We start from the raw sequence: 16,471 nt of genomic DNA, 5'->3' as shown, positions 1-16,471 counted from the left end.
TAGACTTTTGAAATTTAATTATTTCTCTCATACTCAGAAAGTATATGAGTGGATTCAACCGCTGGTATAAAAAATTTATTTCTAACAGTTATATAATCGGGGTCGGAGAAAAAACTTTCTTTGGACTTTCTATCCTTAAAGTAGATAATAAAAACTCGATCCATTGAATCGGAATGTTCACTTTTTAAAGTTTCTTGAATTTTAAAGTCATAGCGGAAGCCACCTTCATACTTTTCCAGTATCGGAATCATATTTTTGCGATATTCCGTGTATAAATCATCGTCTTTAATTTTTAAGCCAACTAAGGATTCAAACATAAGATTTTAAATTGTCCGTGGAGAAATTGGAGAATGTTTCGCGTTGATAGAAAAAGATTAAAGTCCGAAGAATTGATCCAGCATTAACTTCTTCAAAGTTTCTCGGAGCTTGTCTTGAATATTCACTTTAATATTTTTCTCATCGGCTTTGTTTTTGAATGAGAGCAATCGAGATATACCGAGAGAACTAACGATGACGACTTTTTCTAAATCCAATTGAACTTCTGATTTACCTTTCTCCAATACTGCATTCAAAGTATCTCTAAGCTCTGGAGAATTTCCATCTAAGATTTGATCTAAAAATTTTATTTTAATTAAATCTCCAGATTCTTCTGTTTTTATTTTTTCACTCATAGTCGTAACACTCACTAAAATATCGAAAGGCTGATATTTGCCTACTTATTTTTCTTAATCTTGTTTTCCATATGAGCCTTTTTGCGATAAAACTGTACAAGTTTTTCGAGCTCGGCTAAATCTGTAGTGCTAATTTTACCTTGATCCAATCGAATAAATTTGTTCTTAGTTATCAAATCAAGAACCATCAATTCATCTTTGGGATCAGTAAGACCAACCATCTTGAGAAGATCTTTTGTTCCTATTTCAAAATTGTATGCGGACTTAGGAGCAATCTTAACCCGGTTCTTTTCGGCAAGTGTTAGAAGAGTATCTGCAATCCTTCCTTGAGGATCGCTAATCATCAAGTTCGCCAATTGTTTGTATGCAGTCCAAATTCTTTCAGATAATAGAGTGATCAATCGAGTAGCCAATTGAGGTTGCGCTTTAACCATTCCCTCGAAGTTGGCTTTGTTGATGGCAAGAAGATCAACTTCACCCCATGCAATTGCTGATGCTGATCTTGGTTTATTGTCAAGAATTGCCATCTCTCCGAAAATGTCTCCGCTTTGAAGAACTGCGAGCATCACTTCATTGTTATTGACAATCTTAGTGATCTTTACCTTGCCCTTCTGAATGATAAAAAGTTCCTTACCCGGTTCATGCTCACAGAATACCATCTCATTGTCTGCGTAAGCACGATTGAATTTGGTATAATCAATGTCCGACCCCGTAAGAGGTTGGTTGAGTGTCTGGAGACGCAGTTTGGCTTGGGCTGCATATTGACCATTGGGCAGATATTTGAGATAAGATTGGTAAGCAAAAGTTGCATGTGTTGCATTTTGCTGATTGTAGTAGTAATCACCAATCTGGAAAAGTTCATTGGGATCTTCCTCTACTGCATTTCTAAAAGATAAGCGAGTGATCGTTGAATCGAATTGTCGGAGCTTCATTGAGAAGAACCGAATGATATTCATAGCGACTGCAGTACTTTTCTGAATGAGTGTTCCGAATTGATCGAAACTCACCGAAATCAAAGATACATTGGAAAGTGCAATCGCAGATTCGATCTGAGCATGCTGACTCATCGCAGCGACTACACCAAAGAAATCTCCAGGCCCCAAAACTTGATTGGGATCCTCTCCAACTACCGGGTTTTCACGGCTAACTTTAACTTTTCCTTCACGAATGATGAAAAAATTATAAGCGTCCTTCTTCCCTTCAACGATGATGTAAGAGTTTGGAGTATAATTTACTATATTAAAAAAAGACATTTTGATAGTACCAGAGGATCTTCTTGATTAGTATCGGCTCCGTTCCATGAAATCTTTTCCAATGTAAAAATAAAAACCATTTTTATTAAAAATCCTGGTTTTGTCCAATTTCCTGACTTAGTATTTTAATTTGCTTCAATTCCATTTCTGCTTCTTTGTTTATGTCTGGGAAAAAGGAATCATCCAAAATTTCCTGAAAAACCTTTCTTGCATGCGCAACTTCGCCCATTTTCAGATAGGATCGACCTGCACTTAGAAAGGCTATAAATCCTTCCTTAGATGAGGGATTGTCCAAATATATAGCCATTTGTGCATCGATTGCTAGGTTATAGTCTCGTTTTTTCTCATGAACTTCACCGAGTAATCGAAGTGCAGCGGCTTTTTTGGGATGATTTGGATAAACAAGGGAAAAAGTCTTCAATTCTTGAATGCATTGTTCATAGAATTTGTCTTGGTAGTAGTTTTGTGCCTTTCGAAGGACGAGATCACCTTGAAAATTTGAGCCTTCAGAATAGGATTTATATAGATCGGGAAACTCTTCCGCAATGATTGAGTTACTGTATAATAAAGTTCCTACAATTCCAAGAAATACGATCACTGTTCTTATTTGAAAACCCAAGGAAAAATAGAATCTCATACATTGATTATCTAAAGATCTGATCAAAAGTTTCAGTACTTTTTGCGTCGCTCAGATTTTTACTTGAGGCTACAGCGACTGATTTGGGAATCGAATTCGTCTCCCAAAGCTCGGCACCTACGCGAATTTGATTGGTTTCTGGCATTCGGATACGGATATATCCCTTCCCTTTTCTCTGACTGTGATCAACAGATACTGATTGCGAAATTGCCGGAGCTTTCTTCTCACGCAAGTTTGGAATTTGCGATGCATCTTTTCCAGAGTCTGGATAGAATAATAACATTGCTGTATACTCCGAATCTTCCTTGTTGCCTTCATATTCATACCATACAAGAAATTCACTTTCTCCTTTCGCAGTTTTGGTCTTCTCTAGATTGGTAATCTTTATATATGGAATAGAATCGTTGCTAGGTGAAATGTCAACAGGTGGCTTAGGATTGGATTCTGGCTTTGCACGATAAGGTTCTTTCTTGGGAGCTGAAGGATCAGGAAAAATGGGAAGATTGGGATCGTTCACTTCTTTTATGGGCTCTCTTGTCCATATGGATGTAAGAGCATTTTCCATAGATTGTTTGCTTTTGATGGGAAAATATTTTCCATCTCCGACTCCTGCAAGATAGTGCAGATCTCTTTCTTCATTTGGCAACACATCCAGACCGAGAACATGTACTTTTACATTTGGATTTGTTAGTCGAATCTTTTGGATTTCTTTTGCTGGATCACCATCACAACTTTCTACTCCATCAGATATCAGTACGATTTCTGTGTTAGGATGACCGGTTAATAGATGTTTGCTTACCAACTCTAAAGTTCTAGCTATCGGTGTTGACCCAGCTGGAAAAAATAATGGAAGTTTTGCAACGATATCTCTCGCGCCACCGCGTTTCAGTGGAGAATAAAGTCTCGCCGAATCACATCCAGGAATACGATTCCCATAAGCAACCAATCCAGCCTCAGTATCGGACGGTAAATTTTTTATAAACCGTTCCATCTGTTCTATTGCAATCTTCATTCGAGAGGAGCCATTCATTCGATCATTCATTGAACCACTCGCATCAAGGATAAACATCAGTGAACGTGGGGTATTGACCTGACTCTGAGAATAGAGATTTCTGTTTTGAATAGGTGAGTTTATAAAGCCAATCACGAGAACATATAAAAATATTGTAAATCTCTGCCGATGAGTCCTCACCTTAAGTACTTCGGAAGATTAACAAAAAAATCAATAGGGAAAATACTACTATTTACTGGGTGGTTGGAAGAAAGGAGGTTTTGTGAGATTGGGTTGAACGACAATCGGCTTACGTTGAAAATCGGTAAAATCATGAAGGAAATTTAAAATGATCTCACAAGTCGCACCCCACAATAGACCACGATCTCCCAGATCAAAATAGTGGATCCGATGTCCTAGTTTATCTCCATAATCCATAGAATAGAAATCCAATTCTTGCAATTCTGCAAGATCAAGACGAAACCAAGTCTCCACTTCAGCCGGATTTATGGAAAAATCAAACTGTCCAAGATATTTACAAATAATTGGTGTTATATGGAAACCAGTTCTCGTATCAAAACTTTTGTACGCACCGATAACTTCCAGGAGCTCACGAGAGACTCCCATTTCTTCTTCCCATTCACGTAAACCCGTTTCAAATATTGCTTCATTCGGTTCTTGCATTCCACCTGGAAATGATATCTGACCCGGATGAGATTTCAAATTTTTACTTCGCATAGTGAGAACCAATCCCGTTGATTGATTTTCATTGTGATAGAAAGGCATTACAACCGAAGATAGTAAATTCTTGGAGCGAGTTGCTTGCAGTGGATCGCCAAATCTGGATTCTGATTCTACTGATCTGAGTGAATCCAACACTTCGGGCGAATCCAGAATATCGCTTGAATTCAGGTGGTTTCGAATTCTATCAAAATCAATTTGCAGAACTTGGCTTCCTCTTCTTCGCCATGGCTAGCCCTCTTTTGCTATTTATCATTGCCATTGGCTGCAAAGATTTTTCATCAAAAGGCTCGCCTTTTAAGATTGACACTATTGCTGGACCATAGTGTTCACATTTCCAATCTGAAAATGTTCGTATAGATTTCAGATCTTCTATGCTTGTTGGATTCGCTCGTATAATTTGTATTAGATGCTTGCTTGAAGGCAAGAGAGAATGTTCCATTCGACGTGCTTTTTGTACGGCTTCTTTCCATTTCTTGAGTCTTCGGAATTTATCTTTTTCTTCACCTTCCAAATCTTCACCAACTCTTTTGTTCAGATCCGATGCTTCGATTGGTTCTATTTTGGATTCTTTCATAATCTGAAATAGTTCCGAACCATCTTTCTTGCCAAGAGTAGTAATGAAATTATCCTCATTCATCTCAGTTCCTACCAAACGTACAATCGCTTCATTGTTCAAAACTCTAAATGGAGCGCGATTGACACGTTTGGCTTTCTCTTCACGATACATAAGAATCTGATATACTTTGCCACGATCCACTGGCGAAAGATTCACAACGTCCGGAAAACGTGCGAGGTTTATCGACTCCCCTTCCTTCTGTGAAATATCTTCCTGCGCAACAAATTCAAATTCCGACTTGGCTTCGTCATACAGTTTGCGATCTCGGAGTTCTTTTTCCATTTTTTCCCAAATCGATTCTAAGTACGCTGTGTCCATTGCAGCATATTGAAGTTGATCTTTCTTGAGTGGACGAAGTTCCCAATTGGATTTCTGAAATTCTTTATCCAGTTTCTTATGATGGTAATGCTCAACTAAAGCATATAGAGAATTGTGCTCCATTCCAAGATATCGTGAACTAAGCATCGTATCTGCAACATTGACAAAATCAAAATGGAAGTCTTTCTTGAGAGCTTTGATATCATCTGAAGCGGAATGAAAAATTTTTAGAACATTTGCGTCTTTGAATATTTCACCAAGTGCATCCAATTTGTCCAGTTTGAGTGGATCGATGATATAATTTTTGGATTTTGCCGTGATTTGAATTAGACAAACCTTTGCATAATAGGTAAAATATCCTGAGGATTCTGTATCTATCGAGATAATCGGTGCATTTCGAAGATTAAAAAGAGCCAGCTCGAGGTTCTTTGGGTTATCGACCATAATGTAGCTGGAATTTATTTGCATGTATATCTAACCCTGGAATATTAGCATTGGAAGGCCACCAATAGATGAACCTCTTTTCCATTACGAAAGAAACCCTAGAATCTGACAAACCAAAAGATGAATGTGCGATCTTCGGCATTTATAATTGCGAAGATGCAGCGAATTTTACTTACCTTGGACTCTATTCCCAGCAACATCGTGGACAAGAATCGAGCGGAATTGTCTCAAGTGATGGTGTCCATCTCTACCGATATGCGGGAATGGGTTTGGTATCAAATATTTTTACCGAATCCAAAATGAGTGAGCTCCAAGGTAGGAATGCAATTGGTCACAATCGATATTCAACAACCGGAGCAAGTTTTCTAAGAAATGCTCAACCGCTGCGAGTTGAATCTCATCTTGGACCCATCTCACTTGCCCACAATGGAAACCTTGTCAACTCATGGGATCTTAGAAATCGCATGGAAAGAGAAGGATCCATTTTCCAAACGACCATAGATTCTGAAGTCATTGTTCATCTTATGGCGAAATGCAAAGAAGAAAATATTCTAGATGCATTGGGACTTGCGCTTAGAGAAATCAAAGGGGCGTATTCGCTTCTGATTCTTACTCCCAGATATCTTATCGCCGTTCGTGATCCCAATGGGTTTCGTCCTTTGGTAATGGGTAAGAGAACAGATGGTTCGGTGGTTTTTGCGAGTGAGACTTGCGCATTTGATATAACTGATACAAACTATATTCGCGATGTTGAACCAGGAGAAATGGTTGTAGTCGATCATACTGGTCTAAAGAGCTATTATCCATTTCAAGAAGCAAAACCCAGCCTTTGTATATTCGAATATATTTATTTTGCAAGACCAGACTCCTATATTTTTAATGAATCTGTATACAAAGTTCGCAAGCAATTGGGTAAACAACTTGCTCGTGAACTACCTGTTGAAGCGGATGTTGTGATTCCTGTTCCAGACTCTGCAAATATTGCCGCACTTGGTTATTCGGAAGAATCTGGAATTCCATACGAGAACGGACTCATTCGTTCGCATTACATTGGCAGAACTTTTATTGAACCAGACCAGAAGATTCGTGACTTCGGTGCCAAGATCAAATACAACGTTGTACGAGAAGTAGTTGATGGCAAAAGAGTTGTGATTGTTGACGACTCGATTATGCGTGGAACGACGAGCCGCAAAATCATCAAGATGTTACGACTAGCAGGCGCTAAAGAAGTTCATATGAGAATATCTGCTCCGCCAACTGTTTCACCATGTTATTATGGAATTGATATACCAACACATAAAGAATTGATTGCGGCAACACACACATTAGATGAGATCAAAAAGTATTTACGTGTTGAATCAATTGCATATCTAACCGTAGATTCTATGCATAAAGCAGTTGCAGAACATAAAGGTGGCGGTTTTTGCGATGCTTGCTTTACAGCAAACTATCCTGTAGAATTTGGTTCTCAAGACCAAGGTAACCAAAAATCGCTATTCCAAGAATACGCTGTCGAGGAAAGCTAAGACTTGAAAGAAATTGAATTAGTCAAAACCTTTGGATTTGATGCGGCACATTTACTTCCAAATGTTCCCGATGGACATAAATGCAAAAGATTGCATGGACATGGCTTTCAATTTTCTGTTCATCTGAAAGGGCCGATTGATCCACATACTGGTTGGTTGATTGATTTCGGAGATCTTAAGAAGGTCGTGAAGCCTATCATTGAAAACCATTTGGATCATTATTATCTCAACGATGTTCCAGGCTTAGAGAATCCGACCAGTGAAAATCTTGCAATATGGCTCTGGGAGAAAATAAAACCCGAATTGCCACTTCTCTCTAAAATCACTGTTCATGAAACTTGCACAAGTTCTTGTATTTATGAAGGTAAATAATTGTAGGAGCTTCGAATGCGTATGAATCCTTGGCTTGGTGGGTATCTCAACCGGGGGCTTAAGCCCCCTGCTAAACTCACAAAACAACTCATCCACTCAGGACAGCTTTCATCAATCAACTTCCAATCAGGAAAATTATGTAATCTATGCGAGAATGTCTAGATTGGTTAATTTTGAAATTAAAATTGTATAAAAATCGTGAAAAATAAAGAAAAATTAAATTCAGCTGTAGTTCTATTATCGGGTGGATTGGACTCAAGCACCTGTCTCTACCTTGCAAATGATTTACACGACAAAGTCTATGCTCTCTCTTTCGACTATGGACAAAGGCATTCTATCGAGTTGAAAAAATCTAAAATTCTCGCCAAACTAGTACAAGCTGAACATTATATCATCAAAATTCAAACTGGATTGTTTCAAGGAACAAGTCTTGTAAATCATCATATCCAAGTTCCCAAGAACCAAATTTCCAAAACTGTTAAATCCATAACTTCGCACAAAAAAATATCCCAAGACAAAGAAAATAAAGCAAGCGAGCAACCTATTCCCAACACCTATGTTCCTGGAAGAAATATTTTATTTCTATCTTATGCACTCAGTTTTGCAGAGAGCAGACAAGCTTCGAGTATCTATATTGGAGTAAACGCACTTGATTATTCTGGCTATCCTGATTGCAGACCAGATTTTATTAAGTCTTATCAGAAAATGCTTGGGTACGGAACGAAAGCTGGAGTTGAAGGACAACCCATTCAAATCATTACGCCACTCATTAATATGACCAAGAAAGAAATTATTCTTTTAGGTTCGGAACTAAACGTGCCGTTTGATAAGACGATTTCCTGTTATGATCCAGATCCAAAGACCGGTAAACCTTGTGGCGAATGCGACTCTTGTATCTTGCGAGAGAAAGGATTTCGTGAAGCGGGAGTGAAGCAGTCAAGTTAGGCGGTCGATATTTGGGGAAATTATCCCGAAGTATTCTAACTTGAAAGGTAGCCAAATATTCTTCTTTGTCAATAACCACTTTGGTCAATTGCAAAATTTAAAAAAACGGAAAGATTATCAATATATGCAGTCTGTGCGAATGCTTTTGAAAGTGATATTCCATTTCCAACTTTCTTTTATAAAAAATCCGCTAGCTCAATTTTGACTTACACTCATAAAAACGGATTATAAATTGTTGGTCATGCTTAATATTATATTTATGATTTTGTCTTTTATTATCCTTATGCTTGCCAACACCAAAATACAATTGTTACATTTTAACTTAAGCCTTTCGAAAGAGATTTACCTGTTAAAGGAGATAAATAAAGGAATTCTGCATTTTGGATGGTTCCTGAATTCTCAATCGACTGAATTCCTTTTTCCGTAATCCTTGAGTACGTAATTGATATATTTTTTAATTTTTTCCAATCTTTTCTGCAAAATTCAATAAGATCCTCGTCACCATTCATCCCGCAAACAAGACGAATCCTAGTTAGGTTGTCTAAGGCACCCGTATCAGCCAATGCTTTGATTCCATCTATACCTAAAGTATGGTATCCCAAATCCAAATCTTCTAATGAATCAAACCAACCTTTCTTAGCCATCGCGACAAAAGTTTTAGAGGACAGTGCTGCTTTTCCACCATTGCTAATTGGACTATCATCCAATTTTAGTAACTTAAGCTTTTTTGTAGGTGGCGCGCTGTCATACAAAAGTTCAGCTTCATCATCACCGAAAAGAACGCTCTTTAGTTCCAAGGATTCTAGATTTTGCCAAAAACAATCTAACTTCGATAATGTTTGAAATCCACGTAATCCTGGATTTGAATAAGTTAAGCTGAATCGTTTGGGCTGAGCATAATTCAGAAGAGTTAACCAGTCTTGAAAATATTTAGGTTCATTATTTCTCATCCAGCTCCAACCTAAATAATCCCAATGCATAAATTTTTCCGTTTTTGAGAAAAGATTCAATAGATTCAAATCCTTAGGATCAAAATGAGAAAGATTAAGACCTTTATGATTCTGGAAAAAATCATTAGTAAATATTTTATCCGCTAATTCTTGTTTATTGAAGATCCAGCGAGATAAAAACCATATCGGAATTCTATGTTTAGATGCAAAATCCTTCCATAAAGATTGATTCTTATCTATACTAAAACTTGCATTGCCAGCTAGACTCCAGAGAAAACTTGGATTTTCGAGAAATTTAACAAATTCATATTCAGGTCCTTCCCTTTGATCAAAACTAATTTCTCTATCTACTTTATATGACCTGGCAGGAGCCCAACGAAACTCGTCTGGTATCTGCGAACAAATTCTACGCAATTTCTCTTCAACTATCGTATTGATATTATTTTGATTTAGCTCAACGTATCGAAAAATCTTATTCCAAAGAGTATTATGACTCATCTTGGAATCAGACCAGAGTTGAAGATCGTCTATTGAGATTTCTTCAAGCATATCTACAAAACAAAAAAAGCCAATGCCGTAATCAATAGACAAAGTGGCGAATAGAACATGGTATCCAATTTAGAAAATTCGCTATTACGAATACGTTTAGTGAACCCAACATATTTAAATTCTCCGATTGAGCGAAGTCCAAATACTGCTATAATGATCCAAGATCCAATCGAAAAGATTCTCTCACTTAGAGTATAAAAACCAATTCCAGTCTGCAATAAATAGAACAACGCAAATAGACTAAGAAAGATTCCAATTGCCAAACTCTCCTTTCGTTTAGGATAAAATAGAAAAGATCCATTCTCTTTTCGTGGAAGTGCTTTCTCAAATCCCCATTTATAGCCCATTGCCCAGAAGAAATGAAGCAATCCCAGCGAAAAAAATATCAATACTAAAATCCATTGAGATAAGAAAATCATAAATACCTCGTGAGTTTTTCATTTTACTATAAACTATAATCAATGACTCTGATAATTTTTTTTTGTAAAGCAGAATCTTTGGATTGATTTTAAATTATAGAAAGAATTTTTTCATGTTCTAACAAAATCAAAGTTAGTTTCGCAATTGAAAGATCCTTTATAATCTATTGCAATAAATTCTATCCACAGCAAGCACTTTATAAATCACTACTAGATTAGTATGATTTATCTTTTTTTTATTGAATTAACTCCGCCTTAGACAATAGTCAGGATCTTCCTTTTTATCCCTCGCTCTCGTTCGAGAAGCAATTGCGTTTGCCTTGTTTGCAGTTCTCTCATCTCTTGTCGGACTGTATGCTGCATTTGTAATGGTATTAGTAATTTCCACTCTTGGTGGTCGTCCTGGAATGATTTAGAGAAATGGCAAGGGGAAAATAAGGGATGATAGGATTGGAAAATATCCGCTCTTGACTTGGTTTGAACTCGAGTGGAGTGCGCAAATTGCCCCTTGGCACAAATTCCAATTCCTGCTAATCTATTCCCATGCCACCTGCGGTAGCGAATCCAGCAAAACTAGAACGAATCTTCGATCTACGGGGGTTAATCGAGGGGGTAGAATACGTGGCTCCATCTCCTTTTGGCATACACTAGAAAATTGTTCTTAATATTGCAAAGATTTTTGACAAATTTCTAGTGAAAAATCCTGTCGGCGAGATCTATTTTTCTCCCTGGGATGTGATCTTGGAAGAGGACACAATACTACAACCAGACTTAGTTTATCTATCAAAGGTGAATGGAAATCTATGAAAAGTTTGGTGTGAAGGAATATTGGATTCTATTTCCAGAGAATGCTTGCATCGATGCATTTACATTAGTTGATGGGAAATATAAAATCTTTATAGCGTCCGACATTGGGAATGGGAAAGTGAATTCGAAATTGTTAGGTGGTTTGGATGTTCAACCAGGTAAGATTTTCGGCTAGATATTCCATTCTATTGAAGTGACTTCAAATACTCTTCTATAAACTTATAAGTTTTCCGAATTTGACTAACCGGAGCCTCTGCTCGAATACTTGTGGCTATTCCGACAAGAGTAGTTGTCAAGAATGAAGATATTTGCTTTAAATTATCGCTCTTGATTTTATTGCTTGAGTTTTTAGAATTCAGAAGAGCCTTATAGAAACCATTTTCTATTCTTTCAAAATATCTATCCACAATAGGTCCTATGCATGGATCCAAAGATCCTCGATCCGATGAGGTATTGCAAATTAAACAACCAAGACCTCTTAAATCTTTTTCCCCATATTTAACGATTGTTTGAAATACTTCTTTGATTCTTTCTAAATTTGCGTTTTGATTTTCCACTGGGGAAAGAATCAGATTTAGAAATGTCGATTCATAGTGCTCCAAGCAAGATTGAAATAGGTTGAGTTTGGAACCAAATTCAGCGTATAGGCTTTTTTTGTTGATTCCAAATTCCGAAGCAAGTTGATCAGTTCCGGTAGCATGATAACCATTTTTTCGAAAGAGTTGAATTGATTTTTCTAAAAGCTCCTCACGTATATATTCTTTGTTTCTTCCCATTCAGTATAATTTTTCCTTTTAGTGATTAGATTGCAATCATTTATTTCAAAGTAAGAAACTATTCGGTTATCTATCGATTCACATTTCTTAACGAAACTAGACAGAATGAATTTTTCGAGAATTCATTTTTTTCATTAAAAGTTTAATTTTTCATTTGACAAAAGTAACCGAATAATTACATATTGATATGTAACCATTTGGTTACTAATAGGAAGTAGTTTATGAAAAGAATTATCCAAACAGTAATGCTATTAGGAATATTAATTTCCTGTAATTAAGACAAAAACAAGGAGTTAAAAATGAACAAAAAAGAAATTGTAGGGACATTCTTGGGAGCTGTTCTTAAAAATGACCCGGATACCATGAGAAAGTTGACTAATGTCGATTATATCCAACACAACCCATTTATCCCCACAGGATTGGAGCCCTTTATCCAAATGCTCCCCATCCTTCAGGAAAATGGAACTACCGCTGAAAATATTCGGATGTTCCAAGATGGAAATTATATTTTTATGCACAATATTTGGAGAAATGCCAAGCCTTTTGGTGCTGATAAGATGGTATCCTTTGATATTATCAGATTGGATGATAAAGGGAAAGTTGCCGAACACTGGGATGCAATGACTCCATTGGTCAAAGGCACTGCAAGTGGAAGGACACAGACTGATCGTTCTGCAACCGTAACAGATTTGGACAAAACAGAAGCTAATAAGACATTAGCCAAGTCAATGGTAGAAGATATTCTCATGGGTAAAAATCCAAATAAGATTACTGATTATATCAGCTCTGAAAAATACCATCAACACAATCCACAAATTAAAGACGGATTGTCCGGAATTATGGAAGTTGTTGAATATCTTACTTCTCAAAACAATATGTTTAAATACACAAAAATCCACAAAGTATTGGGCGAAGGAAACTTTGTACTTACTGTTAGTGAAGGAGAATGGAGTGGGAAAAAGCATGTCTTCTATGATTTACTTCGCTTTGAAAATGGGAAAGCAGTAGAGCATTGGGATGTGATTCAAGAGAAACCCACAGAAGGATTGGCAAATCAAAACGGAATGTTCGGTTTTAAGTAACAAATAAAGGAAATAAGGATTATTAATATGAATGAAAATACAATATCAACAATTGCAATGGCACTATGCTTGGCTCCAGGAGCTCTCCATTCTTTGGAAGTAGTTTCTCCTATGTTGTCACGACTCATTGTGAACTATGTCTTGCCATTTTTTGGACCTGGACTTCCTAGTTGCAAGAATCAAATTACTTATGAAGAACAAGTTGAAATGTTGGACTCTGCTATTGCATCTGTAAAGGATGATAAGAAAATAGGCGCTAAAGATTATATCTTTGTTATGCTGTTTGAACAGCGCCAAGGTTCATTGGCATTTCTTTCTTTAATTGTTGGAATAATCTACGCATTCGCCTTGCCTTTAAATGAACGAAGTATATTGCATCTCGTATTACTTGTAATGTCAATATTTTTCATGCTGGTCAATGCGAATCATGCAGGTATTCCTTTTTTGGGTAACCACCCTAAAGTATCAAGAAATGGAAGAAATGTAGGCATAGTTTTCTCGGGATTTTGGCTTGCTGCATCGATTCTGAACTATCTGGCATTTACCTATGCGACTCAATAAAAGAAAATGACCGACTAACTATGGAGTTTGGAATCAGTAAAATAAATTCTCTGTCTTACTTCGAACCTTCCTATCGGACGGATAGACTTCACAAGGCTTCTCTTTCAGAAGAATGCTGAGTGCCCGGCAAAAGTTAGTCACGTGAACGTTGTGCTTCTTCTCTCATAATCTTCTGTGGATTTAGAAGGCACCGCGATGAGCACAACGGGATTGGTGAAAGTAAATTGCTCTACCCATGACATAGATCTCAACTACGTAGCATTCTTTGTTAGAGTCCGATTTTCTCTTCACCTCCGGAACGCCCTTGGTATCTAATGTTTTCCGGATATTATGAAACAATTCCCTTATCCTAGATTCTCTATTTTTATCTGGAAAAAGATAGCCTCTTCACTATTGTTCAAGTCTGGGAAAGGTAGAGATTGTTCTTGGTTTTTTTGGATTTTGCCAAATTTTTTGGTCTCTCTCTTAAGATTTAGGACTTTTTCCTTATAGACAGACAGTATCTGGATTGTGCCAATAAGGTAATACCCTTTGGATTCTAATACATAAACAACCGTGTTTTGATCTCCTTCTTTCTTAGCGGCGACATAGTCAGGATAGATGATCCCTTTTTTCCAACCTTGGATGGAAAACCAATTTCTACCAGATTAGTTTAGGAACCAGCATTGGATTTATTTTTGTCTTTCCAGAGTATCACTCACATGCAATTCCAATTCCTTCATTCCATGAATTTCCAAATCAGTGAACAAATAATAATTATACGGATTAGCTCTATCTGTTGCGACGATTTCGTCCTTTTCGGGGACTTGCCTTCCCATTTGAGAATCACGGCTAACGGCAAGAACCAATTCACCTGTATCGGTAAGCTCTCCGAGAATATTTCTTTTTCTTGTCGAATTCTTTCACTCTCCAATGACTTGGTCAATTTCGGATAATAGTTGATACTTTTGTACTTATATTTTGTTCTTTAATGATTTGAGTAAGCTTTACTTTGGCTTGTCAAAGTTCAAAATTCTGTAAAAAAAGTAGATCTAAATCTCGGATTTGCTAATTTGTTTTACAAAAAGCCTTAATTTAGGGATAAGGTGAAGTAAGTATGGAAACACTCGTAACAGCACTCACAATTTTTGTTCTAGCTATATTCATTGGATTCGAAGTGATCACCAAGATTCCACCAATTTTACACACACCGTTAATGTCAGGATCCAATGCGATCTCTGGAATTACGGTAATCGGTGCGATCCTATCCGCGGGGTCTCAGGACACAATGCTCACTACGATTCTAGGAAGTGCGGCAGTGGTTTTTGCAACTATCAATGTGGTTGGTGGATTCCTAGTTACTCAGAGAATGCTGGGCATGTTCAAGAAGAAGGACTAAATGGAAAATTTTGTAAATCTCGCATATCTTATTGCTTCCGTTTTATTTATCGTTGGTTTAAAAAACCTATCCCATCCTAGAACTGCCGTTCGAGGAAATGCACTCGGTGCGCTAGGGATGTTGATTGCAATTGTGGTAACACTTTTTGACAAAAGCATCTTAAGCTACGAAATCATTGCTGGCGGAATAGTTGTAGGTTCGATCATAGGAATCATACTTGCGGCTCGAATTCAAATGACAGCGATGCCTCAACTCGTAGCGATTCTCAATGGCTTTGGTGGTATTGCCTCGGTACTCGTTGCAGGAGCAGCATTTATTGAATTGAATGAAAGAGGATTGTCTATTGAACCACATTTCTCTGTTTCGACCATTCTTTCTGCCATCATTGGAGCTGTGACTTTTTCTGGTTCACTAATTGCGTTTGGAAAATTGCAGGGTCTAGTGACCGAACAAGCTGTTCGTTATCCAGGAGATCAAGTTGTCAAATCTATCGTATTTCTAGGTGCTCTTGCAATTGGCGGATTCTTCGTCTATGAACCTTTTGATCCAAATTTATATTGGATTGTTGCAGGGATCGGAACTCTTCTCGGTATTTTGCTCGTAGTGCCAATTGGTGGAGCAGATATGCCGGTTGTTATTTCATTGCTTAACTCCTACTCAGGAATTGCCGCATCTATGAACGGATTCGTTTTAGATAATAATGTTCTGATCATTGCTGGTTCGTTAGTTGGCGCTTCCGGGATTATCCTAACGCAGATTATGTGTAAAGCAATGAATCGCTCTCTAACCAATGTATTGTTTGGTGGATTTGGTGCAATTGCCGAGACTACAAAAGACGATGGTGACTTCTATTCTGGAAAAGTAAAATCTACCTCTGCTGAAGAAGTAGCTATGATTCTAGATATTGCAAGAAAAGTTGTGATCGTTCCAGGATATGGAATGGCAGTTTCTCAAGCTCAACATACGGTTCGAGATCTTTATAATGTTCTTACTGCCCGAGGAATTGAGGTAGAATTTGCAATCCATCCAGTTGCTGGTCGTATGCCAGGACATATGAACGTACTTCTTGCTGAAGCGGACATTCCGTACGATAAATTAAAGGAAATGGACGAGATCAATCCAACTTTCAATAACGTTGATGTTGTGATTGTAAATGGCGCAAATGATGTTGTTAACCCTCTAGCCAAAACCGATCCAAAAAGTCCGATAGCCGGAATGCCAATTCTAGATGTTGACAAAGCAAAGACTGTGATCGTGATCAAAAGGTCACTATCTCCTGGATTTGCGGGAGTGCCTAACCCATTGTTCATTGCAGAAAACGCTTTGATGCTATTCGGTGATGGCAAGAAAGTTACACAAGAAATCATCAACGCTCTAAAAGAGTAATCGCAAATGCTATCTCTATCGGCAGGATCATTATTCTGTCGATAGA

The 16,471-nt window shown here is 37.5% G+C and carries 19 protein-coding genes; 8 read left to right on the top strand and 11 right to left on the bottom strand.

Translation table 11 applies throughout. The annotated features are described in order from the left end of the window. Nucleotides 1-14: 14 nt before the first annotated feature. The 7 genes from O4O04_RS02310 to O4O04_RS02280 form a co-directional block, all read right to left on the bottom strand. Nucleotides 15-317 (bottom strand): DUF1330 domain-containing protein, encoded by a 303-nt coding sequence (locus O4O04_RS02310; protein ID WP_272533886.1) that lies wholly within the window; start codon nt 315-317, stop codon nt 15-17. 57 nt (nt 318-374) lie between these two features. Next, nucleotides 375-671 carry an STAS domain-containing protein gene (locus tag O4O04_RS02305; RefSeq protein WP_272533885.1) on the bottom strand — a complete coding sequence of 99 codons (297 nt, stop codon included), beginning with the start codon at nt 669-671 and terminating at the stop codon, nt 375-377. A 41-nt stretch (nt 672-712) separates the two neighbouring features. Continuing rightward, nucleotides 713-1,924, bottom strand: a complete 1,212-nt coding sequence (locus O4O04_RS02300; protein ID WP_272533883.1) for a Crp/Fnr family transcriptional regulator — start codon at nt 1,922-1,924, stop codon at nt 713-715. A gap of 85 nt (nt 1,925-2,009) precedes the next feature. Beyond that, entirely contained in the window at nt 2,010-2,561 is a 552-nt protein-coding gene (locus tag O4O04_RS02295; RefSeq protein ID WP_272533881.1) for a tetratricopeptide repeat protein, read from the bottom strand. Nucleotides 2,562-2,568: 7 nt separating this feature from the next. Beyond that, nucleotides 2,569-3,630, bottom strand: coding sequence for a vWA domain-containing protein (locus O4O04_RS02290; protein WP_272535998.1), 1,062 nt, complete (start codon nt 3,628-3,630; stop codon nt 2,569-2,571). A 171-nt stretch (nt 3,631-3,801) separates the two neighbouring features. Continuing rightward, the gene (locus O4O04_RS02285) at nt 3,802-4,431 is read right to left on the bottom strand and encodes an NUDIX hydrolase (protein WP_272533880.1); all 630 of its coding nucleotides are present in this window, start codon (nt 4,429-4,431) and stop codon (nt 3,802-3,804) included. A 55-nt stretch (nt 4,432-4,486) separates the two neighbouring features. Continuing rightward, nucleotides 4,487-5,698, bottom strand: a complete 1,212-nt coding sequence (locus O4O04_RS02280; RefSeq protein WP_272533878.1) for a ribonuclease D — start codon at nt 5,696-5,698, stop codon at nt 4,487-4,489. 44 nt (nt 5,699-5,742) lie between these two features. On the opposite strand from O4O04_RS02280, the gene purF reads away from it, so the two are divergent. From purF to queC, 3 genes are all read left to right on the top strand, one after another. Beyond that, on the top strand, nt 5,743-7,200 hold the full coding sequence (purF, locus tag O4O04_RS02275) for an amidophosphoribosyltransferase (RefSeq protein WP_272533876.1): 1,458 nt from the start codon (nt 5,743-5,745) through the stop codon (nt 7,198-7,200). A gap of 3 nt (nt 7,201-7,203) precedes the next feature. After that, nucleotides 7,204-7,572 (top strand): 6-carboxytetrahydropterin synthase QueD, encoded by a 369-nt coding sequence (gene queD, locus O4O04_RS02270; protein ID WP_272533875.1) that lies wholly within the window; start codon nt 7,204-7,206, stop codon nt 7,570-7,572. 189 nt (nt 7,573-7,761) lie between these two features. After that, nucleotides 7,762-8,517, top strand: a complete 756-nt coding sequence (gene queC, locus O4O04_RS02265; RefSeq protein ID WP_442915945.1) for a 7-cyano-7-deazaguanine synthase QueC — start codon at nt 7,762-7,764, stop codon at nt 8,515-8,517. 317 nt (nt 8,518-8,834) lie between these two features. Here queC and O4O04_RS02260 read toward each other — a convergent pair whose 3' ends face one another. Both O4O04_RS02260 and O4O04_RS02255 read right to left on the bottom strand, forming a co-directional pair. Next, entirely contained in the window at nt 8,835-10,016 is a 1,182-nt protein-coding gene (locus tag O4O04_RS02260; RefSeq protein ID WP_272533872.1) for a hypothetical protein, read from the bottom strand. Nucleotides 10,017-10,018: 2 nt separating this feature from the next. Further along, nucleotides 10,019-10,435, bottom strand: a complete 417-nt coding sequence (locus tag O4O04_RS02255) for a DUF3995 domain-containing protein (protein WP_272533870.1) — start codon at nt 10,433-10,435, stop codon at nt 10,019-10,021. Between the two features lie 793 nt (nt 10,436-11,228). Between O4O04_RS02255 and O4O04_RS02250 the strand changes: the two genes are divergently transcribed. After that, a complete protein-coding gene (locus O4O04_RS02250) occupies nt 11,229-11,417 on the top strand; it encodes a Uma2 family endonuclease (RefSeq protein ID WP_272533868.1) in 189 nt (62 codons plus the stop codon). Between the two features lie 10 nt (nt 11,418-11,427). Here O4O04_RS02250 and O4O04_RS02245 read toward each other — a convergent pair whose 3' ends face one another. After that, on the bottom strand, nt 11,428-12,018 hold the full coding sequence (locus tag O4O04_RS02245) for a TetR/AcrR family transcriptional regulator (RefSeq protein WP_272533867.1): 591 nt from the start codon (nt 12,016-12,018) through the stop codon (nt 11,428-11,430). A gap of 299 nt (nt 12,019-12,317) precedes the next feature. Between O4O04_RS02245 and O4O04_RS02240 the strand changes: the two genes are divergently transcribed. Together O4O04_RS02240 and O4O04_RS02235 are read left to right on the top strand one after the other, a co-directional pair. Beyond that, a complete protein-coding gene (locus O4O04_RS02240) occupies nt 12,318-13,100 on the top strand; it encodes a nuclear transport factor 2 family protein (protein ID WP_272533866.1) in 783 nt (260 codons plus the stop codon). Between the two features lie 27 nt (nt 13,101-13,127). Beyond that, nucleotides 13,128-13,661 (top strand): hypothetical protein, encoded by a 534-nt coding sequence (locus O4O04_RS02235; protein ID WP_272533865.1) that lies wholly within the window; start codon nt 13,128-13,130, stop codon nt 13,659-13,661. 671 nt (nt 13,662-14,332) lie between these two features. Here O4O04_RS02235 and O4O04_RS02230 read toward each other — a convergent pair. Then, entirely contained in the window at nt 14,333-14,509 is a 177-nt protein-coding gene (locus O4O04_RS02230) for a hypothetical protein (RefSeq protein ID WP_272533864.1), read from the bottom strand. A 248-nt stretch (nt 14,510-14,757) separates the two neighbouring features. Here O4O04_RS02230 and O4O04_RS02225 point away from each other — a divergent pair, with 248 nt between their 5' ends. Both O4O04_RS02225 and O4O04_RS02220 read left to right on the top strand, forming a co-directional pair. Next, complete coding sequence (locus tag O4O04_RS02225; protein WP_272533862.1) at nt 14,758-15,039, top strand: NAD(P) transhydrogenase subunit alpha part 2; 282 nt, start codon at nt 14,758-14,760, stop codon at nt 15,037-15,039. Beyond that, nucleotides 15,040-16,425, top strand: coding sequence for an NAD(P)(+) transhydrogenase (Re/Si-specific) subunit beta (locus tag O4O04_RS02220; RefSeq protein ID WP_272533861.1), 1,386 nt, complete (start codon nt 15,040-15,042; stop codon nt 16,423-16,425). Nucleotides 16,426-16,471 lie beyond the last annotated feature (46 nt).

It is taken from the genome of Leptospira sp. GIMC2001 (genome assembly GCF_028462125.1).
GTDB lineage: Bacteria > Spirochaetota > Leptospiria > Leptospirales > Leptospiraceae.
This window is presented reverse-complemented; position numbering and strand designations above follow the sequence as displayed.

Excerpts from the sequence above, each read along its gene's own strand:
- O4O04_RS02310 (WP_272533886.1), bottom strand. The coding sequence starts at position 317 with ATGTTTGAATCCTTAGTTGGCTTAAAAATTAAAGACGATGATTTATAC.
- O4O04_RS02305 (WP_272533885.1), bottom strand. The coding sequence starts at position 671 with ATGAGTGAAAAAATAAAAACAGAAGAATCTGGAGATTTAATTAAAATA.
- O4O04_RS02300 (WP_272533883.1), bottom strand. The coding sequence starts at position 1,924 with ATGTCTTTTTTTAATATAGTAAATTATACTCCAAACTCTTACATCATC.
- O4O04_RS02295 (WP_272533881.1), bottom strand. The coding sequence starts at position 2,561 with ATGAGATTCTATTTTTCCTTGGGTTTTCAAATAAGAACAGTGATCGTA.
- O4O04_RS02290 (WP_272535998.1), bottom strand. The coding sequence starts at position 3,630 with ATGTTTATCCTTGATGCGAGTGGTTCAATGAATGATCGAATGAATGGC.
- O4O04_RS02280 (WP_272533878.1), bottom strand. The coding sequence starts at position 5,698 with ATGCAAATAAATTCCAGCTACATTATGGTCGATAACCCAAAGAACCTC.
- purF (WP_272533876.1), top strand. The coding sequence starts at position 5,743 with ATGAACCTCTTTTCCATTACGAAAGAAACCCTAGAATCTGACAAACCA.
- O4O04_RS02260 (WP_272533872.1), bottom strand. The coding sequence starts at position 10,016 with ATGCTTGAAGAAATCTCAATAGACGATCTTCAACTCTGGTCTGATTCC.
- O4O04_RS02255 (WP_272533870.1), bottom strand. The coding sequence starts at position 10,435 with ATGATTTTCTTATCTCAATGGATTTTAGTATTGATATTTTTTTCGCTG.
- O4O04_RS02250 (WP_272533868.1), top strand. The coding sequence starts at position 11,229 with ATGGAAATCTATGAAAAGTTTGGTGTGAAGGAATATTGGATTCTATTT.
- O4O04_RS02245 (WP_272533867.1), bottom strand. The coding sequence starts at position 12,018 with ATGGGAAGAAACAAAGAATATATACGTGAGGAGCTTTTAGAAAAATCA.
- O4O04_RS02240 (WP_272533866.1), top strand. The coding sequence starts at position 12,318 with ATGAACAAAAAAGAAATTGTAGGGACATTCTTGGGAGCTGTTCTTAAA.
- O4O04_RS02235 (WP_272533865.1), top strand. The coding sequence starts at position 13,128 with ATGAATGAAAATACAATATCAACAATTGCAATGGCACTATGCTTGGCT.
- O4O04_RS02225 (WP_272533862.1), top strand. The coding sequence starts at position 14,758 with ATGGAAACACTCGTAACAGCACTCACAATTTTTGTTCTAGCTATATTC.
- O4O04_RS02220 (WP_272533861.1), top strand. The coding sequence starts at position 15,040 with ATGGAAAATTTTGTAAATCTCGCATATCTTATTGCTTCCGTTTTATTT.